This window comes from Stenotrophomonas sp. FBCC-B152 (assembly GCF_059134105.1).
The window spans coordinates 2,591,562-2,615,062 of sequence record NZ_CP101442.1; the positions used below are offsets into that span (position 1 = coordinate 2,591,562).

Annotated in this window: 20 protein-coding genes; 6 read left to right on the plus strand and 14 right to left on the minus strand. The window is 67.1% G+C overall.

Annotated features, from left to right (window positions below):
• Positions 1-84: 84 nt before the first annotated feature.
• A complete protein-coding gene (locus NMB40_RS12080) occupies positions 85-2,115 on the plus strand; it encodes an alpha/beta hydrolase family protein (RefSeq protein WP_494358541.1) in 2,031 nt (676 codons plus the stop codon).
• Positions 2,116-2,188: 73 nt separating this feature from the next.
• Here the strand turns inward: NMB40_RS12080 and NMB40_RS12085 are convergent, their stop codons facing one another.
• Positions 2,189-3,784 carry a phytoene desaturase family protein gene (locus NMB40_RS12085; protein WP_494358542.1) on the minus strand — a complete coding sequence of 532 codons (1,596 nt, stop codon included), beginning with the start codon at positions 3,782-3,784 and terminating at the stop codon, positions 2,189-2,191.
• Positions 3,785-3,904: 120 nt separating this feature from the next.
• On the opposite strand from NMB40_RS12085, the gene NMB40_RS12090 reads away from it, so the two are divergent.
• Both NMB40_RS12090 and NMB40_RS12095 read left to right on the plus strand, forming a co-directional pair.
• Entirely contained in the window at positions 3,905-6,016 is a 2,112-nt protein-coding gene (locus NMB40_RS12090) for a M13 family metallopeptidase (RefSeq protein ID WP_282246633.1), read from the plus strand.
• A 125-nt stretch (positions 6,017-6,141) separates the two neighbouring features.
• Positions 6,142-8,151 carry a M13 family metallopeptidase gene (locus NMB40_RS12095; protein WP_494358543.1) on the plus strand — a complete coding sequence of 670 codons (2,010 nt, stop codon included), beginning with the start codon at positions 6,142-6,144 and terminating at the stop codon, positions 8,149-8,151.
• Between the two features lie 120 nt (positions 8,152-8,271).
• Here NMB40_RS12095 and NMB40_RS12100 read toward each other — a convergent pair whose 3' ends face one another.
• The 7 genes from NMB40_RS12100 to NMB40_RS12130 form a co-directional block, all read right to left on the minus strand.
• Complete coding sequence (locus NMB40_RS12100; RefSeq protein WP_494358544.1) at positions 8,272-8,790, minus strand: DUF4166 domain-containing protein; 519 nt, start codon at positions 8,788-8,790, stop codon at positions 8,272-8,274.
• 39 nt (positions 8,791-8,829) lie between these two features.
• A complete protein-coding gene (locus NMB40_RS12105; RefSeq protein WP_282246630.1) occupies positions 8,830-9,501 on the minus strand; it encodes a rhomboid family intramembrane serine protease in 672 nt (223 codons plus the stop codon).
• Between the two features lie 36 nt (positions 9,502-9,537).
• On the minus strand, positions 9,538-9,912 hold the full coding sequence (locus NMB40_RS12110) for an MGMT family protein (RefSeq protein WP_494358545.1): 375 nt from the start codon (positions 9,910-9,912) through the stop codon (positions 9,538-9,540).
• Entirely contained in the window at positions 9,909-10,820 is a 912-nt protein-coding gene (locus tag NMB40_RS12115; protein ID WP_494358546.1) for a DMT family transporter, read from the minus strand. Before NMB40_RS12115 ends, NMB40_RS12110 begins: the two co-directional genes overlap by 4 nt.
• Positions 10,821-11,016: 196 nt before the next feature.
• Positions 11,017-12,372 (minus strand): glutathione-disulfide reductase, encoded by a 1,356-nt coding sequence (gene gorA / locus NMB40_RS12120; protein WP_494358547.1) that lies wholly within the window; start codon positions 12,370-12,372, stop codon positions 11,017-11,019.
• Positions 12,373-12,431: 59 nt separating this feature from the next.
• Entirely contained in the window at positions 12,432-13,676 is a 1,245-nt protein-coding gene (locus NMB40_RS12125; protein WP_494358548.1) for a DUF418 domain-containing protein, read from the minus strand.
• Between the two features lie 96 nt (positions 13,677-13,772).
• On the minus strand, positions 13,773-14,252 hold the full coding sequence (locus NMB40_RS12130; RefSeq protein ID WP_448143222.1) for an FKBP-type peptidyl-prolyl cis-trans isomerase: 480 nt from the start codon (positions 14,250-14,252) through the stop codon (positions 13,773-13,775).
• Positions 14,253-14,368: 116 nt separating this feature from the next.
• On the opposite strand from NMB40_RS12130, the gene NMB40_RS12135 reads away from it, so the two are divergent.
• The 3 genes from NMB40_RS12135 (at position 14,369) to NMB40_RS12145 (ending at position 17,397) form a co-directional block, all read left to right on the plus strand.
• Positions 14,369-14,902: a C40 family peptidase gene (locus tag NMB40_RS12135; protein ID WP_494358549.1), complete on the plus strand. Its 534-nt coding sequence runs from the start codon at positions 14,369-14,371 to the stop codon at positions 14,900-14,902.
• Between the two features lie 131 nt (positions 14,903-15,033).
• Positions 15,034-15,813 (plus strand): C40 family peptidase, encoded by a 780-nt coding sequence (locus NMB40_RS12140; RefSeq protein ID WP_494358550.1) that lies wholly within the window; start codon positions 15,034-15,036, stop codon positions 15,811-15,813.
• Between the two features lie 246 nt (positions 15,814-16,059).
• Positions 16,060-17,397, plus strand: coding sequence for a sigma-54 interaction domain-containing protein (locus tag NMB40_RS12145; protein ID WP_095363479.1), 1,338 nt, complete (start codon positions 16,060-16,062; stop codon positions 17,395-17,397).
• Positions 17,398-17,614: 217 nt separating this feature from the next.
• Here NMB40_RS12145 and NMB40_RS12150 read toward each other — a convergent pair whose 3' ends face one another.
• The 6 genes from NMB40_RS12150 to NMB40_RS12175 form a co-directional block, all read right to left on the minus strand.
• Complete coding sequence (locus NMB40_RS12150; RefSeq protein ID WP_282247367.1) at positions 17,615-18,928, minus strand: transporter; 1,314 nt, start codon at positions 18,926-18,928, stop codon at positions 17,615-17,617.
• A 44-nt stretch (positions 18,929-18,972) separates the two neighbouring features.
• Entirely contained in the window at positions 18,973-19,755 is a 783-nt protein-coding gene (locus NMB40_RS12155; protein ID WP_494358551.1) for a hypothetical protein, read from the minus strand.
• A gap of 8 nt (positions 19,756-19,763) precedes the next feature.
• Entirely contained in the window at positions 19,764-20,465 is a 702-nt protein-coding gene (locus NMB40_RS12160) for a C39 family peptidase (RefSeq protein WP_282247365.1), read from the minus strand.
• Between the two features lie 137 nt (positions 20,466-20,602).
• Positions 20,603-22,141 carry a FapB/FapC family functional amyloid domain-containing protein gene (locus tag NMB40_RS12165; protein ID WP_494358552.1) on the minus strand — a complete coding sequence of 513 codons (1,539 nt, stop codon included), beginning with the start codon at positions 22,139-22,141 and terminating at the stop codon, positions 20,603-20,605.
• Positions 22,142-22,183: 42 nt separating this feature from the next.
• On the minus strand, positions 22,184-22,822 hold the full coding sequence (locus NMB40_RS12170) for a FapB/FapC family functional amyloid domain-containing protein (protein ID WP_494358553.1): 639 nt from the start codon (positions 22,820-22,822) through the stop codon (positions 22,184-22,186).
• Positions 22,819-23,361: a FapA family amyloid fibril periplasmic chaperone gene (locus NMB40_RS12175; RefSeq protein ID WP_494358554.1), complete on the minus strand. Its 543-nt coding sequence runs from the start codon at positions 23,359-23,361 to the stop codon at positions 22,819-22,821. The genes NMB40_RS12170 and NMB40_RS12175 overlap by 4 nt, the downstream gene beginning before the upstream one ends.
• Positions 23,362-23,501: the final 140 nt, after the last annotated feature.

Genomic DNA, 23,501 nt, shown 5'->3' on the forward strand with positions numbered 1-23,501 from the left:
CGAGCCGCCGCCCTTCGGGGCGGCGGTCTCGTTTCCGGCCCTGGTAAACCGGTGGTCGGCCCGCTCCATGAACAGAGGTCATCAATGAAACGGATTCTTCTGCTGGCCGCCCTGGCCAGTGCTTCCTCGCTCCTGCACGCCAAGCCGGTGGCACCGACCATCGAGCAGATGGCCGCCTTCCCGGCCATTTCCAGCCTTTCACTCTCGCCCGATGGCAAGCACATCGCCGGCCTGCGCGCCAACGGCGAAGAGCGCGTCATCGTGGTCTGGGAGACCAACGCCCTGGACAAGGCGCCGACCGTGATCGGTGCCGGCCGCATGAAATTCCAGAGCGTGAGCTTCATCAAGAACGGCCTGTTGGCCGTCACCCTGTGGCAGCCCTACGACCTGCGTACCGACCGGGTCAACAAGACCTTCATCAGCAAGTTCTTCATCACCGACATCGAAGGCAAGCAGTGGAAGGAGCCGATCACGCCGGCCCGCGCCACCAGCCGCAATGAAGAACTCGAACAGGCCCTGTCCAACTCCACCGTGCTCGATACCCTGCCCAACGATCCGGACCACATCCTGGTGGTCAACGGCTCGGGCAGCAATTCCGGTGACGTGTACAAGGTCAACCTGCGCAGCTTCACCTCCCAGCGCATCCAGAAAACCGAAGAGCGCGTGGCCGGTTATGTCACCGACCTCAACAGCGAACTGCGCGCGCGCCTGCGCCAGGACGTGGACGGGACCGGCGCGTACATCGCCACCGAATTCCGCAACCCGGCCACCGGTTCGTGGGAAGAGCACTTCCGTTCGCACGTGAAGGATCGCGACATCAACCAGGTGGTCGGCTTCGCCGACGACCCGAACATCGCCTTCATCCAGAGCAACGTGGGCCGCGACAAGACGGTCATCTACGAATACGACATCGCCGCGCGCAAGCAGAAGGAAGTGCTGTTCGAGCACAAGTTCTTCAACGCCGGCAGCGTGGTGATGAACCGCTACAGGAACGTTGAAGGCGTCCCGTTCGGCGCGCTGCTCGGCGTGGGCTACAGCGGCCCGCGCGAGAACGAGATCCAGTGGACCGACCCGACCTTCAAGGCGCTGGAACAGGGCCTGCGTCAGGCCCTGGGCATCCAGGCCAGCGAGGTCACCCTGGTCGATCCGGGCACCGGCCAGCGCGCCACCACCCAGCTCGACGGGGGCAAGTCGATCCGCCTGCTGGACTACAGCGCCAACCTGAAGACGTTCCTGGTGGTGGTGTCCGGCCCGTCCGACCCGCCGGCCTACTACCTGTTCAACAACGGCCAGCTGACCGAGCTGGCCAAGTCCTACCCGCAGATCGACCCGGCCGCGCTGGGCACGACCCGGTTGGTCTATTACAAGGCCCGCGACGGCCTGGACATTCCCGCCTTCCTGACCACGCCGAACACCGAACTGTGCGGCGCCGGTCCGTGGAAGGCCGTTGTCCACCCGCACGGCGGCCCGTGGGCGCGCGACGGCATGGACTTCGACGGTTCCATGTGGGTGCCGCTGATGGCGTCGCGCTGCATGGCGGTGCTGCGCCCGCAGTTCCGCGGCTCGGCTGACTGGAGCCGCAAGCTGTGGATGGCCGGCGATGCCGAGTGGGGCCAGAAGATGCAGGACGACAAGGATGATGGCGCCAAGTGGATGATCGACCAGAAGATCGCCCAGCCCGGCCACATCGCCATGTTCGGCTTCTCCTACGGCGGTTATTCGGCATTCGCCGCCTCGGTGCGCCCCAATGGGCTGTACAAGTGCGCCATTGCCGGTGCCGGCGTGTCGGACATCAAGAAGATCTGGTCGCGGTTCTACACCAACCCGTTCTTCCGCCAGGCCCAGGCCAAGACGGTGGACGGCCTGAACCCGCTGGACAAGGCCGGCGAGATGAAGATCCCGCTGATGGTCTACCACGGCGACCGCGACCGCACCGTGCCGATCGAACAATCCGAATGGTTCGTGGCCAAGGCGAAGAACTCCGGCCAGCCGGTGGAGTACCACGCCATCGCCGACTACGCGCACGGCCCGGCCTGGACGCGCGCGATCATGGGCGACCAGCTGCGGCTGATCGATGATTACCTGGGCAAGGGGTGTGGTGGCGGCGGCCTGTAACCGCCGCTGGAGGGCACCCGGCCTACGGTCGGGTGCTCCCATGGTTATCGGCCACCTTCGGGTGGCCTTTTTTTTACCCGCGCAGGATGGCCTGCGCCGCGTTGTGCCCGGGCGCGCCGGTGACGCCACCGCCGGGATGCGTGCCCGAACCGCACAGATACAGGCCCGGCAATGCACCGCGGTAGTCGGCCTGGCCCAGCATCGGCCGGGCACTGAACAGCTGGTTGAGGCTGAGCGCGCCGTGGAAAATGTCGCCGCCGATCAGCCCGAACGTACGCTCCAGGTCCAACGGACTCAGCACCTGCCGGCCCAGCACCAGTGTGCTGAATCCCGGCGCGTGCCTCTCGACCGTCGCGATCATCAGATCGGCCACGTCGTCGCGGTGGTCGTCCCAGCTGCGCCCACCGGAAAGCACCGGGGCCACGTGCTGGCAGAACAGGCTGGCCACGTGCTGGCCGGGCGGTGCCAGCGAATCGTCCAGCGTGCTGGGGATCAGCATTTCCACGATGGGTTCGCGCGACCAGCCGTGCTGGCGTGCATCGGTGTAGGCGCGGTCCATGTAGCCCAGCGTGGGCGCCATGATGATGCCGGCAGTGAGGTGGTCCCCTGCCCCGGGCAGCACGGAGAACGAGGGCAGGCCCGACAGCGCGACGTTCATGCGGAACGTACCGGACCCGCAGCGCCAGTTCGCCATGCGCTCGCGGGTGGCCAGCGGCACTTCATCGGGCGCCAGCAGCTGTTCGTACAGCAGCTTCGGATTGACGTTGGCCACCACCCGGCGGGCGCGGATGCGCTCGCCCTGCAGCGTTTCCACCCCCACCGCGCGACCTTGTTCGACAAGAACCCTGCGCACACCGCAGTCGGTACGGATCTCCACCCCGGCGGCGATGGCCGAACGCGCCATTGCCTGGGTGATCGCGCCCATCCCGCCGATGGCGTGGCCCCAGGCGCCCTTGACCCCGTTGCTCTCGCCGAAGGCGTGGTGCAGCAGCACGTACGCCGAGCCGGGCGCTTCAGGGCTGGCGTAGTTGCCCACGATGCCGTCGAACCCGAACAGGGCCTTGATCGGCTCGCTCTCGAACCAGCGGTCCAGGTATTCCGAGGCGGAGATGGTGAACAGGTCCAGCAGTTCCTGGCGCAACGCCGGTGCCAGGCCATGCAGTCGCCGGCCCAGCTGGCCCGCCTGCCACAGGGCCGGCAGCTGGGTCAGCCAGTGGCCTTCGCCCACGTTCGGCGGCGCCTGCAGCGAAAGATCGCGCAGCACATCGGCGAAGGCTTCCAGGCGCTGCTCGAAGGCCGGCAGGCGCTCGGCATCGCGCGCGGAGAAACGCGCCACCTCCGAGCGGGTCAGCCCGGCACCGGCCAACAGGTAATCCCCGTCCAGCGGCAGGAAGTTGTTGATCCGCCGTGGCACCACCCGCAGCCCGTGTTCGGCCAGCGCCAGCTCCTGGATGATGCGCGGCTGCAGCAGCGACACCGTATAGGAAGCCACCGAGTTGCGGAATCCCGGGTGGAACTCCTCGGTGACCGCCGCCCCGCCGACCACCGCCCGCCGTTCCAGCACCAGCACCCGCTGCCCGGCCCGGGCCAGGTAGGCCGCGCAGACCAGGCCGTTGTGCCCGCCGCCGATGATGACTGCATCCCAGGCACGCGTCGTAGAAGTGTCCATGCAGGCTGTATACATGACCTTCGACACCCTTGCAGGCCGGGCCAGCGGCGTATCGTCTGGCCCACGGCCCCATCAAGGGGCCTTCCTGAAAGATTCTTCGGCCCGGAGGCCTTACCAGTGATCTCTCGTACTCCCAAGATTGTTCTGCTGACCCTGGCCGTTTCGGCCGCGCTGGTCGGCTGCGGCAAGAACGAAACCCCGGCTACGGACAGCGCGGCCTCCACCGCCACCCCGACCGCCGCCCCGGCTGCCACCGAGTTCAAGCTCGACGAAGCCAAGCTGCCGGCCTACAACGCCTTCCACCCGTCCGACCTGGACAAGAGCCTGGACGCCTGCACCGCGTTCGGCGATTACGTGAACAGCAAGTGGCTGGCCGCCAATGAAATCCCGGGCGACCGCACCAGCTGGGGCGCCTTCACCATCCTGGACGAGCGCTCGGTCGCCGTGCAGCACCAGCTGGCCGAACAGGTCGCGGCGGTGAAGAACCCGACCGGCATCGAAAAGATCGTCGGCGACTTCTGGGCCACCGGCATGGACGAAGCCAAGATCAACGCGCAGGGCATCGAGCCGATCAAGGCTGACCTGGCCGCGATCGACGGCCTGCAGGACAAGGACGCCATCGCCAACTACCTGCGCACCACCGCCGCCAAGGGCGAGAATGTGCTGTTCGGGTTCGGTCCGGAAGCGGACTTCAAGAACTCCAGCATGAACATGGCCTACGCCAGCCAGGGCGGCCTGGGCCTGCCGGACACCACGTACTACACCGACGCCAAGAACGCCGACAAGCTCAAGGCGTACCAGGCGCACGTGGCCAAGGTGCTGGAACTGTCCGGCGTGGCGGCGGCCGACGCCGCCAAGCAGGCTGCGGACGTGGTCAAGTTCGAAACCCGCCTGGCCAAGGCGTCCAAGTCCAGCGAACAGCTCTCGCGCGATGTCTCGCTGTACTACAACCCGGTCACCGTGGCCGACGCCGACAAGCTGACCCCGAACTTTAGCTGGAGCAAATTCTTCGAAGCGCAGGGCATCGCCGCGCCGGAGAAGTTCTCGCTGGCCATCCCGAGCTTCCACCAGGAAGTGAGCAAGGCGCTGGGCGACACCGACCCGTCGGTGTGGCGTTCGTACCTGCGCTTCCACACCGTGGATTCTGCATCGCCGTTCCTGGCTGACACCTTCGCCCAGGAGAACTACGAGTTCTACGGCAAGACCCTCAACGGCCAGAAGGAAATGAAGCCGCGCTGGAAGCGCGTGCTGGGCACCATCGAAAACGATGCCGGCGAAGCCTTCGGCCAGCTGTACGTCAAGGTCGCCTTCTCGCCCGAGTCGAAGGCCAAGATGGAAGAACTGGTCAAGAACCTGGCCGCCTCGCTCAAGGAGCGCATCCAGGGCCTGACCTGGATGAGCGATGAGACCAAGGCCAAGGCGATCGCCAAGTGGGAAACCTTCACCCCGAAGATCGGCTACCCGGACAAGTGGCGCGACTGGAGCGGCCTGACCACCGGCCGTGACAGCTACTTCGACAACGTGCGCGCGGCCAACGCATTCAACTACAAGTTCGCGCTGGGCAAGATCGGCAAGCCGGTGGACAAGACCGAGTGGGGCATGACCCCGCAGACGGTCAACGCCTACTACAACCCGCTGCAGAACGAGATCGTGTTCCCGGCCGCCATCCTGCAGCCGCCGTTCTTCGACCCGAAGGCCGACGACGCGCTGAACTACGGCGGCATCGGTGCGGTGATCGGCCACGAAATGACCCACGGTTACGACGACCAGGGCAGCCGCTTCGGGCCGACCGGCAACTTCGAGAACTGGTGGACCGATGCGGACACCAAGAACTTCAGCGGCCTGACCGGCAAGCTGGTGAACCAGTTCGACGGCTACAAGGTCGGCGACCAGGCGGTCAACGGCAAGCTGACCCTGGGCGAGAACATCGCCGACCTGGGCGGCCTGGCCACCGCCTACGACGCCCTGCAGAAGGCCAGCGCCGGCAAGGAAGACCCGAAGGTCGACGGCTTCAGCCGCGACCAGCGCTTCTTCTTCAACTGGGCCACCGTGTGGCGCACCAAGTACACCCCGGAAAACGCCAAGGTCCGCCTGGCCACCGACCCGCACGCCCCGGCTGCGTTCCGTGCCATGGGCGCGCCGTCGAACCTGCCGACCTTCGCGGCCGCGTTCGAGTGCAAGCCCGGTACGCCGATGGTGCGCGCCGGCGACAAGCAGGTCGTCATCTGGTAATCGTCCACGCCTTGGCGTGATGCAGAAAGGCCCGGGATTTTCCCGGGCCTTTTTGTTTGCATGCCGCGTTTTCATTGGGTCTTGCTATAGTGCGCCGGTCTTCAATCCTTCCGGATTTGCTTCGCATGCCCAACCTTCGTCCGCTTGCCATCGCCCTCGGCCTGGGCCTGGCCACCCTGGTCGTCACCGACGCCTCCGCCGCCCCGAAGAAGAAGGCCGCCGGCCGTGCGCCCGCCGTGAGCGCGCAGTGCAGCGACTTCTACGACGCCACCAATGCCGGCTGGCTGAAAGCCAACCCGGTGCCGCAGACCGGCGCCACCACCGCCATTGGCCAGCTCGCCGAGCGCACCCGCGTGCAGCAGCGCGAGCTGCTGGACGGCGCGATGAAGGCACCGCAGGGCAACGTGCAGAAGCTGCTGGGCGACTTCTGGGCCAGCGGCCTGGATGAAGCGGCCGTGGAAGCGGACGGCTCGGCCCCGATCGCGCCGCTGCTGACCCGCATCAACGCCATCAAGAAGGCCAAGGATGTGCCGGCCTCGATTGCCGCGCTGCACCAGGTCGGCATCCCGGTGGCCTTCAACTTCGCCCCGGACGTGGACCTGAAGGCGCTGGACCGTCACATCGGCTACTTCATGCAGGGCGGCATGGGCCTGCCCGACCCGGCCTTCTACACCCGCACCGACGCCGATACCGTGGCGCTGATGGGGCGCTACCGCGCTTACGTCAAGCAGATCCTGGCCCTGACCGGCACCCCGGCCGACAAGCTGGAGGCCGAATCGCAGGCGGTCATCGCGCTGGAAACCGAGCTGGCGCGCAATGCGCAGTCGCTGGCCGGCATCAACAACCCGTTCAACAACTACGCGCCGATTTCCACCAAGGAACTCAACAGCCGCTTCCGCAACCTGCAGCTGGATGCGTTCCTGAAGGCGCAGGGCGTCAACGACGACCTGGTCTCGCTGTCCGACCCGGAGCTGTTCAAGGCGCTCGACGGCATGGTCACCCGGATCAAGCCGGACCAGTGGAAGGCCTACCTGCGCTGGCGCGTGGGCGATGCCATGGCCCCCTACCTGTCCAAGGCCTACCGCGATGCGGAGTTTGAATTCCGCGGCCGCGTGATCCGTGGTGAAACCATCGCCCCGGCCCGCTGGGAGCAGGTGCTGGATGCGATGAACGTCGCCGCCGGCCCGATGGTCGGCCGCGAATATGCCGCGCGTTACCTGTCCGCCGAAGACCGCCGCCAGGCCGCCGTGATCGTCGACAAGGTCCGCGAAACCCAGATCGAGGCGGTCAAGGCCAGCAGCTGGCTGAGCCCGGAAGCCAAGAGCGAAGCACAGGCCAAGCTGGCCGCGCTGAAGATCGAGATCGGCACCCCGCTGCGCGACCTGGATTACAGCGTGCAGCCGATGGGCCGTGGCAGCTTCGGCGGCAACATGCTGATCGCCTCCACCTGGCGCCACCGCGAAGAAATGAAGCGCATCGGCAAGGGCAACGCCGACCGCCGCTGGGACGTGCTGCCGCAGCAGCCGGCGCTGGCCTATGACATCGCGCAGAACCGCCTGATCGTCACCGCTGCCGTGCTGCAGGGCCCGGTATTCAACGCCAAGGCCGACACCGCCGACAAGTACGGCAGCTACGGCGCGCTGGTCGCCCACGAGCTGACCCGCGCGATCGACGCCAAGGGTTCGCTGGTGGATTCCAAGGGCGAGCTGCGCAGCTGGTGGACCCCGGCCGACAAGACCGCCTGGACCCTGCTGGGCAACCGCGTGGCCGCGCAGTTCAGCAGCCTGGACTTCCCCGGCGTCAAGGGTGCCAAGGTCAACGGCGAACTGACCCGCGAAGAGAACCTGGCCGACCTGGCGGGCGTGGAACTGGCGTGGGCCGCTTACAAGTCGGCCGAGCCCGATGCCAAGCCGGCCACGCAGCAGGGCTTCTTCCGTGCCTGGGCCGCCCTGTGGCCGCAGCAGCTGTCGCCGAACGAGGCCGCACAGCGGCTGACCGCCGACACGCTCGCCCCGGGCAAGTGGCGCACCAACGCCCCGCTGTCCAACCTGCCGGCCTTCGGTGCGACCTTCAGCTGCAAGCCGGGCCAGCCGATGCAGCGCGTGGACAGCGACCAGATCAAGGTCTGGCGCTGAGCGAGGCAGTAATGGATTGAACGAAGGGCGCCTTGATGGGCGCCCTTTTTCATGCGCGTAGAGCCACGCCCTGCGTGGCTGCACTTCGGCCGGCACCGCAAAGCCACGCAGGGCGTGGCTCTACGCGTCGGGCTGCAGCCAGCCCCGGTAATTTACGATCAACCCCACCCCAGGTGCGGCGATCTCCACGTTGAACACGAACCGGCCATCCACGTCGGTTTCGAAGGTGGTGCCCCTGGGCAGCAGCGCCTTCGGCAGCGGCACGCCCAGCAAGGACCAGCGGCGCGGCACCAGCAGCAATCGATCGCCTTCCACCAGCAGCGCCAACGCGACCTCGATCACCCCAAAGCGCTCGACCAGCAGCGCCTCATTGCGCCCTGCCCCGCGCCGTTGCCACGAGGTAAACCGGCGTCCGCCAAAATCACGCGTCCAGCGCTCGATGCCGTGGTCCGGCGAAAAGGTCACGGTGACCGGCACATCGGCGCCCGCCTTCGGAAAACCGATGACCGCCGCCACCAGGCGTGACACCCGCCCGGTGCCACGACGCACCTGCGCCGTGCCGCTCCAGCGGTGCTGCCCGGGCGTGTCGTGCAGCGCCTGCACCTGCGCAGGCAGCGCATCGTAGGCACTGCCCAGCACCTGCCGGTACAGGCTGGCGGCGGCGCGATCGTCGCGCAGCTACTTCACGCTGCGCAGGTGGTTGGGCCGCTTCGGGCCGCCCGGTGGGCGCCGGTTGAATGGCGGCTGCCCCCGCCAATAACGGATCAGCAGCCAGCCGAACAACATGCCGCCCAGGTGGGCGAAGTGGGCCACGCCCGGCTGCCAGCCGGTGGCGCCCAGCACCAGTTCCATCACGCCGAACACGATCACGAAGGTGCGGGCCTTCATTGGAATGGGCGGGAACAACAGCATCACGCGCTGGTTGGGGAACAGCATGCCGTAGGCCAGCAGCAGGCCGAACACGCCACCGGAAGCGCCCAGCACGGTGGCCGGGTCGGTGATCATCGCGCCCACCGCCAGCTGGCACAGGCCGGCGCCGGCCACGCACACCAGGTAGTAGGTCAGGAAGCGCTTTTCGCCCCAGGTCTGCTCCAGCGGCGCGCCAAACATGAAGAGCGCCAGCATGTTGAAGAACAGGTGCCCGAAGCTGCCATGCAGGAAGCCGTAGGTCAGCAGCTGCCATGGCTGGAAATTGCCACCCGGCGAGAACGGGTCGAAGCCACCGCGCAGCGGTTGCAGCATGAACGGCTCGAACGTGCCGTTGCCGAGCAGGAACGGCTGCTGCAGCAGGAACAGCACGATGTTGGCGATCAACAGTGCCTTGGTGACGGTGGGCAGTCGCGGGAACATGGGGGCATCCTTTGGAACCGCGCCCATCATAACGGGCTAGCCCGGTCCCCACACCGCCGCGTCCAGGTCATCGGCGCCGCCGCGCGGCATGTGCTTGACCCGGCCACGCTCCATCACCACCCCTTCGGCGCGCAACCGCTGGTTCTGCTCGCGCCAGCCGCGCGAGCCTTCCGGCATGGCGATGCGGCCGTCCGAGCGCAGCACCCGGTGCCAGGGCAGGTCCGGGTCGTCGTTCATGCCCAGCACCCGTGCGGTGAGTCGCGCCCGGCCCGGCAGCCCGGCCCTGGCGGCCACCTGGCCGTAGCCCATCACCTGCCCGGGTGGGATGGCCCGGATCACCGCCAGGATGCGCTCGCGCGCCTGCGCCGCAGCGTCCACTGCATCGTCGGCCGCCGGCGCGCCTTTCTTCACGCGCGCACGCGGCTGACCAGCAGCACGCCGACCAGCACCAGCGCCGTCCCCAGGATCTGCCAGGGGCCCATGGGTTCGTCGAGCAGCCATAGACTCATCACGATGGTGGATACCGGCCCGAGCATACCCACCTGCGCGGCCAGCGACGAGCCGATCCGCTTCACCGCCAGCATGATCGCCAGCACCGGCAGCACCGTGCAGACCGTTGCATTGACCAGCGACAGCCAGTACACCGGCGCCGGCTGCTGGAACAGTACCGGCAGCGGGTGCAGCACCGCGAAGTGCAGCACGCACAGCACGCAGGCCACGCAGCTGGCATAGGCGGTCAGGCGGATCGCGCCGATCCGCGCCACCACCTGGCCGCTGCCGAACAGGTACAGCGCGTAGCTGAGCGCGCTGGCGAACACCAGCGCACTGCCCAGCACGATGCGCCCGCCTTCCAGCTGCAGGTCATGGCCGAAGGCAAGCAGCACGCCGAGATAACTCAGCACCAGCGCGGCCACCTGCCAGCGCCCGGGCTTCTTCTTCAGCAGCACCAGGCTGATCAGCAGCACCAGGGTGGGATTGAGGTACAGGATCAGCCGTTCCAGGGTCACGCTGATGTACTGCAGTCCCTGGAAATCGAGCAGGCTGGAAAGGTAGTAACCGGTGAAGCCCAGCCACACCACCCGGCCCCGGTCGGCCCAGGACAAGGCGGTGGCGCGGCGCGCCGACCACACCGCCAGCAGCGCGAACAACGGGAACGCCATGAGCATGCGCAATGCCAGCAGCGTGGTGGCATCCACGCCATGGCGATAGGCAAGCTTGACGATCACGGCCTTGCCGGAGGCCGCTACCGCGCCGACGGCGGCAAGCAGGATGCCGGAGGTGGCAAGGCGTGGGGAGGAGGTGGGGAGCGCGTGCGACATCGGGGGGATTGTCGCATCTGCCGGGTTGGCTTCGGCGGGTTTCAACTTCGGATGGTTTCAACTTCGGGCGGGAGGTGGGCGCCGCGGCACGTTGGGTTCGGGGGCTTGTGCCGCGCTGCGCGCGGTCGCCAGGCAGGGCCAGGCGCTACGAATTGCTACGGGCGCCGGAGAGTGTGCAGTTGTGTTGATGCGCGCATCAGCGCATCAACACTACCTCTTCCGCGCTTGTTGGGTGGATGGCGACGGTGTCGTCGAGCTGGGCCTTGGTCACGCCCATTTTCACCGCGACCGCGAACCCCTGCAGGATCTCGTCGGCCGACTCGCCGAGCAGGTGCACGCCCACCACCCGTTCTTCCTCGCCTACGCAGACCAGTTTGAACAGGCTGCGTTGGGTGCCGTCGGCCAGCGCCTGCAGCATCGGCCGGAAATTGCTGCGGTAGATGCGCACGTCACCGTGGCGGGCGCGTGCTTCTTCTTCGCTCAAGCCCACCGCGCCCAGTGCCGGGTGCGAGAACACGACGCTGGCGATGTTTTCGTAGTCCATCTTCGCCTGCGGCTGGCCGCCGAACAGGCGGTCCATCAACTTGCGCGCGGCGGCGATGGCCACCGGGGTAAGGCCGACCCTGCCCGCGATATCGCCAACAGCATGCACGCTGGGCACCGCAGTGGTCTGCCAGTCATCAACCTCGACCTCGCCCTTGTCACCGACCACGATGCCCAGTTCCTCCAGCCCCAGCCCGGCGCTGTTGCCTCGCCTGCCGGTCGCGAAGAACACCTGGTCGAAGCGCGGTTCGGTCGGGCCATCGTGGCCGTAAGCGAGCAGATCCTCGCCCTCGCGCCGCAGCTCACGCAGCCGGTAGTTGCAGATCACCTGTACGCCCTGGTGGCGCAGGTTCTCGGCCAGCTGTGCGGTCAGTTCGGCATCGAACCGTTCCAGCAGCCGTTCGCCGCGCACCAGCAGGGTCACCCGGCTGCCGAGTGCCTGCAGCAGCCCGGCCAGTTCCACGGCGATGTAGCCGCCGCCGACGATCGCCACGCGACCGGGCGCGCCGCACAGGTTGAAGAAGTCGTCCGACACCGAACCCAGCTCGGCGCCTGGAATGTCGGGGCGTTTCGGGTGCGCGCCGGTGGCCAGCAGGATGTGTTCGCCACTGATGCGGATGCCATCGCTGCATTCCACCGTGTGCGCATCCAGCAGCCGGCCCCTGCGCGGTACGCGTACCACGTTGCTGTCGTTCAGGCGCTTGAGGTAGCTGGCATGGATGTTGGCGATGTAGGCCTGGCGATGTACCACCAGTTCCTTCCAGTCCAGCGCCGGTCGCGCCGGCACATCGAAGCCCATTGCCGCGGCCAGGCCGATGCGCCCGGAGAGGTCGGCGGCCAGCCACATCGCCTTCTTCGGCACGCAGCCGACGTTGACGCAGGTACCGCCCAGTTCGCCCGGTTCCAGCATCGCCACGCGCTTGCCGTGCTGCGCTGCACGGAACGCCGCCGCCAGTCCACCGGAACCGCCACCCAGCACGATCAGATCGTAGTCGTAGTGCGTTGTCATGGGCGCCAGCATGCCACGCCACGTCGCGATTCAGACGTGACGACGCGGCCCGAATCGTTTCATCGGCGCAACGGTGGCCAACGCCCGTAGGTCATCGCGCGCCAGATCCATTCCAGCGGCCCGAACCGGAAATGGCGCAGCCACGCATGGCTGAGCAGCACCTGCACTGCGAACAGCACCACCGCGAACGGAACCTGCCAGGCACGCGGCATCGTCTCGAACGCGCCCAGCCCGTAGCCGTAGAACAGCCAGGTGCACACCAGCGACTGCAGGATGTACTGGGTCAGCGCCATCCGCCCCATCGGCGCCAGCACGCGCAGGCGTTGCCGCCAGCGCACGATCCAGGCCAGGTAACCCAGGCACATCAGCAGGCTGGCCACCGACGACAATGCATACGCCGCACCGGTGGTGGGTGTGAACGTGCCCGGCGCCAGGTACGGCACCCAGCTCGCGCTGATGAGCATCAACAGCAGCCCAACCGGCAGCGCGCCGCGCCGCAGCCAGCGGTACAGGCGCTCGAAACGTGCCGGGTCGGCCAGCGCGCCACTGCGCGCGAACCAGCTGCCCAGCAGGAACATGCCCAGTACTTCCGGGCCGATGATCAGCGCGCCGGACAGGGCCGTGCCCAGATCGCTTGCCCGCTGCGCCACCGCCTGGCCAAAGCTGCCATGGCCATACGCCTGGCGCTGCAGTTCAACGGTCTGCTGGCCCTGCGCCATGGCCGAGCCCAGGGCGCCGCCATCGCCTTCGACCTGTCCGACCAGGCCCAGCATCGCGCCCAGCAGCAGCATCATCGCCGCCGCACACAGGTAGGTGACCACGCCCATCGCCGGCAACCAGCGTTGCGGCGCTTCGCGCGTGGCCAGCAGCGGCAGCGACACCAGCGCGTAGATCACCAGGATGTCGCCGGACCACACCAGCAACGCATGGCACAGGCCGATCAACAGCAGGCCGGCGCTGCGGCGCAGGTAGAAGGTGGTGAAGTCGCGGCGCGCCGCTTCGGCGCGTTGCGCCATGATGGCAAAGCCGGCGCCGAACAGCAGCGAGAACAGGGTGAAGAACTTGCCCTGCACCAGCACGTAGATGGCCGCGTCGGCCCAGTAGTCCAGCCCCTGCCAGTGCGGGTCGATGCCGGTGAACGCCATGTCCAGCGGGCCGCTCAGCGCTTCCATGTTCATCAACAGGATGCCCAGCAGCGCGACCCCGCGCAGGATGTCGATGACTTCGATGCGGTCGCCGGCAGCCAACGGCAGCAGCGTGGGGGAAACTGGCTTCACGGGCGACTCGCTTGGCAGGGCGGACATTATGCCGCCGCGGCCCACGGTCCGCCCGGCATTTCGACGCTGCAGATACGCAACGGCCCGCCGAAGCGGGCCGTTGCCTTACGTGGTGGCCTGCACTCAGTGCTGGTGGCCGCCGTCGCCGTGCACGTGGCCGTGCTCGAGTTCTTCGGCAGCGGCTTCACGCACGTCGACGATCTCGACCGAGAAGTGCAGGTCCTTGCCGGCCATCGGGTGGTTGAGGTCCACGTCGACCACGCTCATGCCGACCTTTTCCACGGTCACGGCGCGCGGGCCGAAGTTGGTCTGCAGCACGACCTGCTGACCCTTCACCAGGCGGGTGTCACCGAAATGCTTCTTCGGCACGCGCTGGGTCAGGCCTTCCTTGCGCTCGCCGTAGGCATCGGCCGCCTTGACGTCGACCTCGAAGGTGGCGCCGGCTTCCTTGTCCAGCATGGCCGCTTCCAGGCCCGGAATGATGTTGCCGTGGCCGATCAGGATCGCCAGCGGGTCACGGTCCCTGGAGCTCTCGATCGGCTCCTGGCCCTGCTCGGCGACGGTGTAATGGAAGCGGACGACGCGGTCTTTTTCGATCTTCATGCGGAACTCTTGTGCTGAGGCTGCCAGGGCAGACGGGTGGGACGGGTTGTCGCCCGCCAAGTACGCCGCCATCATGACGGCCTTCTGAGGCCGCGCATTATCCGGACATCACGCACATGACGCCAGTTCCGCGCTTGAACCGCTCTGTTGCCCGGGTTGCCGCCCTGCTCGCGATGGCCCTGCTGGCCGCCTGCGGCGGTGGCAGGACCACCCGCCCCAGCGCGCCGCCCGCCTCCACGCAGGTCTGGCCGACGGTGGCGCCCAATGACCCGCAGGCAGCCAATGCGGTGCTGATGCGCGCCATCGGGCTGGTCGGCACGCCGTACCGGTATGGCGGCAACACCCCCGAATCAGGCTTCGACTGCAGCGGACTGGTGGCCTACGTCTACCGGGAAATGCTGGACCTGAAGCTGCCGCGCACCTCGCGCGACCTCGCTGCGGTGCAGGGCCCGAAGATCGATCCGCAGCGGCTGGCACCGGGCGACCTGGTGTTCTTCGGCGACCGCGGCAACGTCTTCCACGTCGGCATCTACGTGGGCGAAGGGCGCTTCGTGCATGCCCCGAGCACCGGCGGAACAGTCCGGCTGGATTCGCTGGGTGGCACCTATTGGAAGCAGCACTACACGGGGGCGAAACGTGTCCTTCACTGAAATGAACAGGGCAAAGGTCTAAAAATGTGACCTCGATCACATTCATATAAACGGAAATTTAACGAAATTTGTACCAAATCACACGTCTTACACGGCATCATCACCCATCGTTTTTATTCAGTGACCGCCGCGTGACGACAGCCGACCTGACGTGCCAAGGCCAGACCGCCACTTTCCGGCGCACTGCCCGCCCCGCTCTTCTCGCTTTCGCCCTCTGCCTGGCCAGCCTTCCGGCCTGGGCGCAGACGGCACCGACGACCGCCGTCGATGCTGCTCCGGTTGCCACCGTTGCCGCCACCGAGATCCCCGCCGCCGCCAAGCCCAAGGCTGACGCGCCGGCCCGCAGCAAGGCCGATGCCGCTGCCAGTGCCACCCTCGCCGCCCTGCTTCCGCACTTGGCGGCCAATGACACCATTCCGCTCATGGACCGCTCGGCGATGTTCGCCGGCGACCTGAGCCGCCTGCTGGCCAACTACGATGCCAGCTCCGGCGCCAACGGCGTCGTGGTCGGTGGCGCTGCCGACAATGGCAAGGTGCAGTCGCTGCTGCGCCGTGCAATGACCCTGCTGGGCACGCCGTACCGCTGGGGCGGCACCTCGCCGGACAGCGGTTTCGACTGCAGCGGCCTGGTCGGCTATGTCTTCAAGACCGCGCTGGGCATCGAGCTGCCGCGCGTCTCGCGTGAAATGGCGCATGACGGCGAAGCCGAGCTGATCAACGACCGCAACGCGCTGGCGGCTGGCGACCTGGTGTTCTTCGGCCGCAAGGGCCGGGTCGACCACGTGGGCATCTACGTGGGTGAAGGCCGCTTCCTGCACGCCCCCAGCACCGGCAAGGACGTCCGCGTGGACAGCCTGGTCTCGGGCTACTGGAGCGGCAAGTTCATGCAGGCCCGCCGCGTCGAGCTCTGAGCCGGCCACCCCGCCGCGCCGCCTGAAGGCCGCTGCCCCGTGCAGCGGCCTTTTTTCGTTGTGGGCCCAGGATGGCCGGTAACCGGGGCAACCGGCGTTGTCCCTACTGTCGTTCGAGCAGATCCAAGTGCGTGCGACCAGCCCTGGCCGGATTCGGCAGGGGTTGTTGACTCCGGCGTGGGGCGGCTCGCCGGGGTCACGCCGACCAGCAGACACCGCCCGGGATCTTTCCAGTAAAGGTGACGCATGGCGGCAGTCCCTGAATTTCCGGCCCGGTGTGTGATCTGGTTTGGGCAACCACACGCGGCCGAGCGCGCCGCATTGGCGGCGGAAGGGTGGCAGGTGCGCGGGGTGGCCAGCGATGCATGCGTGGCCATCGGCATGCGCGGCAGCGACCTGGTGGTCGGCCTGCTGGACCTGCGCGGGGCGGCCCCCGGCAACGTGGAGCACCTGCAGGCGCTGCTGGAGCAGCACCGGCACATGCGCGTGCTGGCGATCCTGCCGCCCGGCCCCTACCCCACGCCGCCGCCACTGCAGTCGCTGTTGGCGGGCTGCGTGGAGACATTTACGGCGCCGCTGGATCTCTCCAGCCTGGTACAGCGGCTGCAGCACCTGGCAGATGGCGACGAGACTCGCTCGCCGGCGGGTGCGCAGGCACTGGTGGGCAACAGTGCGGTGCTGCAGGTGGCACGGGCGGCGCTGCGCAAGTTCGCGCCGGTGGAGCTGCCGGTGCTGGTCACGGGCGAGACGGGCACGGGCAAGGAGCTGGCGGCGCAGGCACTGCATGCGCTGTCGCCGCGCCATGCGCGGCCGTTCCTGGCGGTGAACTGCGGGGCGATTCCGGCGGCGCTGGTGCAGTCGGAACTGTTCGGGCATGAGCGCGGGGCGTTCACGGGTGCGGCGACGCGTCGTCTGGGCCTGTTCGAGACGGCCAGCGGGGGCACGGTGTTCCTGGACGAGATCGGCGACCTGCCGCTGGATGCGCAGACGAACCTGTTGCGGGTGCTGCAGGAGGGCACGATCGAGCGGGTGGGCAGCAACCATCCGCTGGCGGTGGACGTGCGGGTGGTGGCGGCAACACACATCGACCTGGAGCAGGCGGTGGAGCGCGGGCAGTTCCGCCGCGATCTGTTCTACCGGCTCAATGTGCTGCGGCTGCCGATGCCGGCGCTGCGCGACCGCGGCAGCGACATCCTGCTGTTGGCGGAGCATTTCCTGGCCAGTTTCCGCCGCAGGCACGTGACGCGTGCGCGTGGGTTCACGACGGAGGCGGCGCAGGCGCTGCTGCGGTTCAACTGGCCGGGCAATGTGCGCGAGCTGTTGAACCGGGTGCAGCGGGCGGCGATCGTGAGCGAGGCCGAGCTGATCAACGTGGCCGACCTGGAGCTGCTGCCACCGCAGGTGGAGATGCCGCAGCGGCTGCTGCACGATGCACGCCAGGCGGCCGAGCGCGATGCCTTGCTGCAGGCCTTGCGCGATAACGCGTTCAACATCACTGCGTGTGCCCGCACCATGCAGGTGTCTCGCGTTACCGTGTACCGGTTGTGCCGCAAGCATCAACTTGCTCTGCCGGAGTTGCGCTAAGAGCGAAAAGCCCTGGTCTGCGAATGTCCCTGGCTTGGGCCGGCGGGTGTGGGTTTGCGGGGGACGCCGTAAACCCATCCCTGGGGGCTTGGTCGCCGCATCCATGCGGCTCACACCCCCGCAAACCCACCCCCGCCGACCCTTCGACATCGGGTCGGTGGCCATGGGAAAAGCGGGGCCTTCGGCGGTAGGTATCGACCGTTGGTCGATACGCGCGTTACAGGATGTACGGAACCTTGAACGCGAGGGTGAAATCTGGCGAATCCGGCGTCAGGCCGATACCCAGCAGACTCACGATCGTGGTGTTCTGATTGAGTGCGTAGGTGATGCCCAGGTTGAGCGTGGCCGCGTTGGCATCGCTGCCGACGATCTTGACCCACTGGCCACCCTTGAAGCGGGTGGAGGCGCGGGCGCTGAGCTTGTCGCTGAAGGAGATGCTCAGGCTGGTGCGTTCGTTGAAGGCGAACGCCACGCCGGCGCCGAAGTAGTACGAGCCGCCGAGTTTGACGTCACCCGGGTTGACGGTGTCGGGGTTGGCGTCGAGGTCGTCGAAGCTGTTTTCGAACGAGTGGATGTAGCCGATGTTGGCGAACAGGATGGCCGGGTCGGCGGTCTTGACCGCTGAGAGGCCGACGTTGGCCTGCCAGACGCCGTTGCCGGTGGGCTGCTGTTCGGGCACGGCGAAGCGGATGAAGTCGTCGTCGTCGCGCTCGAGCACTTTCCAGCTGAGGCCGTAGGGTTCGCGGCCGGTCGGCGCGGTGGCGCCCACGGTCAGCACGGTTTCGGGCCAGCGGCCTTTTTCGGCGAACAGTTTGTAGTTGGCGCTCAGGCTGATGTCGCCGAGGCCGTTGCCGGTGGTTTCTTCCTGGGCGATGGCAGCGGCCGAGCCGCCGGCGCCGCCCTTCTGGAAGACGGTCTTGCGGGCCAGGTAGGGCACGTCCAGGTTCAGGGCCAGGCGCGGGGTGAGGCCCCAGCGTGCGGCCAGGTTGTAGGTGAGGGTGTCGGACTCGACGTTTTCGATGGCGATGTTGCCGAGGAAGATCGCGTCGAGGGCGAGGAAGCCGTTGAGGGTGAGCTGCTTGCGGTCGTAGCGGGCGTAGCTCAGGCTGTTTTCCAGAGTGAAGCGCCGGGTGAACAGGGTCGAGGTCTGTTGTTTGACGTCGTCGACGCTGCGGCGCGAGGCCTCTTTGGCCTGCTGCGCTTCGGCGGCGGTGCTGGCGTAGCCGTCGCCGGTCGGCGGTGCGGCGGGGGTGCTGGAAGGCAGTGGTTCGGGCGGCGGCGCTGCGCCGGCCAGGGGGGCGGTCTTGCCGCTCAGGCGGGCCTGCATGGCCTGCACCTGCATGTCCAGTTCGCGTAGCCGGCGCACTTCCTGGGCGTAATTGGCTTTGAGCGTTTCCAGTTGCTGGATGAGTGCCTTGACGTCGGCTTCGTCGGCCGGGGTGGCCGGTGCGTCCTGCGCGTTTGCCGCGGCTGACGCGATCAGTGCCAGCGCCGCCAGCGCCAGCGGTGTCATGCGTATCGAGGTGTGCATTTCCTTGCCCTGCGTTCTGGTCTCGTTCCCCCACCCGGCCGGTGTTACTGGCCGGGCCCCATGCCTACGCCGCGTACCAGGTTCATCGCCTGGGCCACGTTCTGGTTCAGCGACGCACTGTTGGCCAACGTCTGCCGCACCAGGTCGATCTGCATGCGGTTGCTGGCCGATTGCCCATCGCTCGCCACGGCGATGCTCTGGCCGACGCTGCCGTTGCGGATCCATTGCTGGACCTGGCCCACGCCCTGTATCTGCAGCTGCACGCTGGCGCTGTTGCCGTCCTGCTGGGCCACGGCGCTCACGCCGCCCTGCTGCGCGCTGGCCTGCGGGGCGCTCTGTTCGGTGGTGGTGGGTGCGCTGCCTTCGCGCACGTTCAACTGGGTGGCGTTGCTGGCCACGTTGTTGTCACCGGCCACCTGGATGCTCTGGGTGAGCCCGGCCACGTTCTGCAGGCCGCTGGAATCCACGCTGCGCCCCGGGGTCTCCGGCAGCGGCGCGTCGGCCGCGGTGACGGTGACGCTGGGCGTGAAGCTCACCTTGGGCGTGTTGCCGCCATGGCTGAAATCCATGCCCAGGGTCAGCGCGCTCTGTGCGGACTGGTTGCCCGCCTGCCATTGCGAAACCATGGTCACGCCGAACCAGGCCACGGCATTGCCGTTGACGGTGTAGCGCCCGCGCATCAATTTCAGTTCCGGGTCGGGGATTTCGCTCAATCCCTTGCCCGGGCGTCCCTGCTCCTGCGCGTTGGGTGCATCGGCGGCGTGTACCGGGGCGATCCCGAGCAGCGCGACGAGCAATGCACTGTGCGTCCAGTTTGCGATGTTCATGGTGCCTCCTAGAACAGATCGGCATGGGTGAAACCGAAATCCACCAGTTCCGCGTCGGTGATCGGGCCCTGCCGTGCATACAGCGAACGCGCACTGGGCTGTTCGCCGGGCTGCAGCAACACGGTGTTTCGGTCGAAATCGGTACCGATCACGACGAACACGGCGCGCGACGGCCATGATTCGAGAAATTCGTTGACGGGTATGCTGCGGTTGCCCAGGATCGGGTCCGCTACGTCGACCACGTCACCGCGGACCTGCTTGAGGACCACGAAGTGGCGGAAACCACGCACATCCATCAACACCAACCCGGGCACGCGCAGCGAGCGCAGTCGCTCTTCGTTGACGCGGTAGCCGCGTCCGCGCATGCCCATCGATTCCACGTAACGCTTGATGTCCAGCAGCGAAAACCCGCGCTGGTGGACCAGTTCGGGGTCCGAGACCCCCATCATTCCTTCGATCACCGTGCCTTCGTCCGCGTCCAGGTGGTAGGCATAACGCAGGATCGTGGCCAATGCGGCCGCGCCGCAGCTGTAATCGGTGTGTTGCCGCACCACGTTGCGGAAGCGCCGTTCCTGCATGCTCTCCACGCGCTGGGAGTACACCGCGCCATTGGGCAGCACGCCGCTGAAGGACACATCACCGGCGCGCGAAGCGCCCACCGGCAGGAGCAACAGCGACAACGCGCAGCACAGGGCTCGGGTCGACCACATCGGTATGGCTCCGGAAGAAGGAAGGAGCCCCTGCCCCAAAGGGGGAGGATGGAACAGGGGCTCCCGGGGAACCCGGCCATTGGCGGATGGCCGGGTTTGTTGCGCTCAACGCGTGTTGCTTGCGAAAACGGACACAGTTACTCGCCACCGCCCGGGGTGCCGCCACCGCTGGACGGCTGGGCCACGGCCAGTGCCAGGCTGTTGGCCTGCAGGTTGCCGGTACCGGCTGCGACGTTCACGCCGATGTTGCCGCTGGCACTGCGGAACGCATCGCCGGACAGCGAGGCGTTGTTCTCGGCACGCTCAACCACCCAGCGGGTGGTCTGGACGGTGCCGCTCAGGCTGGCACGCAGGTCGGCATAACCCACTTCACCGTAGGCGAGCACGCCGTGCTCGTCGGTATCGAAGGCAATACCACCAGCGCCTTCGTTGTACGGGTTGTCGGTTGCGCCTTGTGCGTCAGCATCCAGGTCGATGTGCCCGGTCTGGTTGCCACCGGTGTGCGTCGCGCCGGTCCAGGTATCCGGGTAGAAGTTTTCCTTCTGGTAGGCGTTGCCGCGACCGGCATAGCCACCGAGACCGACCGCCGCCGTGCCACCACGGACGTTGCCGCGCAGGGTGACTTCGGTGGTGTCACGATAGGCCTTCACGTAGCCTTCGTTGGTCACGCTGTTTTCGGCCGAGACCTGGTTCGAGCTGATGCTCGCGGTGGCCATGCGGGCGGTGGACACCGACGCAGCCAGGGCGTTCTTCTGCTCGTTGTTGTTGCCGGCGGCGCTGTTCACGCCGATGTTGCCGGTGGCGCCGCGGAAGGCGTTGCCGCTGAGGCTGGAGTTGTTGACCACGCCATCATTGGTGGTGGTGTTGCCAGCGCCGTACTGGTTCACGTACACCTGCGCATCGGACATGCCGAAGGTGAACGAGGCATCGGCGGCGGACAGCGACGCGGCGTTGTCCTGGGCATTGTTGTCACCCGCGGCGGTATTGAAGCCGAGGTTGCCCGAAGCGTCCTGGGCGACGTTTTCGCTGATCGAGGAGTTGTTCTCCAGCAGCTTGTTGTCGCCCTCGTTGTCGGTGATCGACTGGCGGTTGTCGATGATGGCAATCGCGGCCGAGTTCACTTCCAGATCACCCGATACGGTCGGACGGCCGCGGAACTGCACATCCGCACCCACCTGCAGGTCCGATTCCAGGTTCACGTCCACGCCGTGGTTGTTCTTTTCCTTGCGCTCGTCGGCCTGGATGTTGCTGTTCTTCTGGACGTTTTCGTTGACCGAGACATTGCGCGTGTGGTTCACGTCGCTGGTGTCGCTGTAGCTCTTGGTCGTGGTCCTGGTGGTGGTATCGGTGTTGGTGTTGGTGGTGCTGTTGTTGCGTACGCGGGTACGCGAATCCCAGTCGTTGCGGATGTTGGTATCGATGTTGGTATCGATGGCGGTGGTGATGTCCGTATCGATATCGGTATCGATATCGGTATCGACATTCGTGTTGATGTTGGTATCAACGTCGGTGTTGAGGTTGGTGTTGGCGTTGGTGTTGAGGTTGGTGCGCGTTTCCCACACGTTGTGGATGTGGTTGATGAACGCGCTTGCGTTCTGGTTGTCCTGTGCGGAGGCAGATGCGGTAGCCGCAACTGCGATGGCCAGCGCAAGTACCGTCTTGTTCATGGTGTTCATGGTGCCCTCTCTCTTCACGGTCAATCGGGTGGATGGAACTGCTCACGGGGTGGACTGCACCGAAATGCCCAACTGGTTGGCGGTGGTGTTGCCGGAACCCGCGATTTGATTGAGTTGCAGAACGCCGTCGAATCCCTGCAGTGCGGTGTCCTCCACGGCGACACTGCGGGTTCCGGCGGAACCACCGCGACGTGCGGTGCCCTGCCCCCCTGCTGACGCGATTGCCCCCGACGCGGCCAAGGCCTCGTCGTTCGTCTCGCGTATGCCCTGTTGCGCCAGCGTGGCCGTGACGACGTTGAGCGTCGCGTTGCCGATACCGCTGGCCTGATTGATCATGGCGACGCCGCTGGCGCCGTTCAGTGCCTGGCCGCCGATGCTGGCGCTTGCCTCGAGCGCGCCATCGGCGCGCACGCGGTTGCCAGCGAGGCGTTGGCGTGCATCGATGTTGACCTGCGCGTTCTCGCCACTGGCGATGCCCAGCAGGTTGGCCTGCAGGTTGAGGTCACCGGCGGCCATGTTGACCACCATGGCGCCGTCGGCGCCGCTCAGCGCGCGGCCATCCAGGCGGGTGTTGTTGAGGTAGCCCAGCATGCCGGCGTAGTCGTCTGCCTGCTGCGCGTACAGCGACAGTGGCAGCAGCAACGAGAGCCCCAGCGGGAGCAGCACGGTTGCGCGTTTCATTTGCCGGGCCCGCCAGAGGGGGCACCGGCCGGCTGGCCGAGCGGGAACTGGGCGAGCGCACCGCGCACCTGGTCGCCGATGCCGCGGGTGGCATTGCCTACCGCGCCCATCGGGCCGCCGATACTGCGGCCGAGCGAGCTGCCCGAGAGCACACCGGTGCTGGTGGCCTTGCCAAGGGTGCTGTTGATGGTGCCGGTGGTGACGCGCTCGACCGTGGTCTGCTGGTGGCCGGCAGAGATACCCGTGTTGGAACCGAGCGAGGCGTAGTCGTCGTCGCTCAGTTCGTCCATGCCGGTCGGGGTACCCAATGCGCCGGCAACTTCGCGCTTGGGCGACGGGTCGGCGATCAGCGCCACGCCCGGGGGGGCGGGCCGGTAGGCGGGCCGCGCGGACACGTCACGCAGCAGCACCATCTCACCGGGTTGCGCCTTCACGCCCTGCCGCGCGCCTGATGCCTGCACCGCTGCCGGTACCAGCACCATCACCAGCAGCAGCCACGTCACCGCACTTGCCTTGCTCCGTACGCGAACGCTGTCCATTGCGACCTCCCGTTACATGCGGAGGGATGGAGCAGCAATCGTGCCAAGTCCGGGAAGGCCGTTCTGCGGGCCTCTTGCCGGCATCGACCGTCGTCACTGCAACGTCGGTGTTACACCTGCGTGGAGGTTCACGCGTCCTG